Source organism: Proteus sp. fly-1067 (assembly GCF_040139345.1).
Taxonomy (GTDB): domain Bacteria; phylum Pseudomonadota; class Gammaproteobacteria; order Enterobacterales; family Enterobacteriaceae; genus Proteus; species Proteus vulgaris_B.
The window spans coordinates 1-520 of the sequence record NZ_JBEEUL010000282.1 but is presented as its reverse complement, the minus strand read 5'-3'; the positions used below and the strand labels follow the sequence as shown (position 1 = coordinate 520).

The following is a 520-nucleotide window of genomic DNA, read 5'->3' as shown; positions in this document are numbered from 1 at the left end:
AAATTAAAACTCAATAATTTTTTATTATATATATTATTTTTTTTAATTATGATGCTTATTAATTTAAAATAAGCATCATGTATTAACTATTAATCGTGTTTTTGTTTAATTAACTTCTCAACAATAGGGGTCATGATTAACTCCATTGCTAACCCTAATTTCCCTCCCGGCACAACAATAGTATTCATAGCTGAAATAAATGAACCGCTTAACATGGAAAGTAAATAAGGAAAATCAATTTGTTCGAGCCCTCTAAAACGGATAACAATAAAACTTTCATCTTGTGATGGTATCGCTTTAGCAGAGAAAGGGTTTGAGGTATCTACGGTTGGTACACGTTGGAAATTAATATGAGTTCGTGAGAATTGTGGGGTTATATAATTAATATAATCACCCATTGAGCGAACTACCGAGTCCATCACTGCTTCTCGTGAATGCCCTCGTTCTGTGGTGTCTCGGATCAGCTTCTGGATCCATTCAAGGTTAACGATAGGCACAACCCCAACCAGTAAATCAACAT

1 protein-coding gene is annotated in these 520 nt (G+C 34.2%); it reads right to left on the bottom strand.

What is annotated here, in order from left to right:
• Positions 1–89 precede the first annotated feature (89 nt).
• Positions 90–520 (bottom strand): nucleoside/nucleotide kinase family protein (locus ABN217_RS20415; RefSeq protein WP_502935153.1); only part of this gene is annotated, 431 nt, incomplete at its 5' end.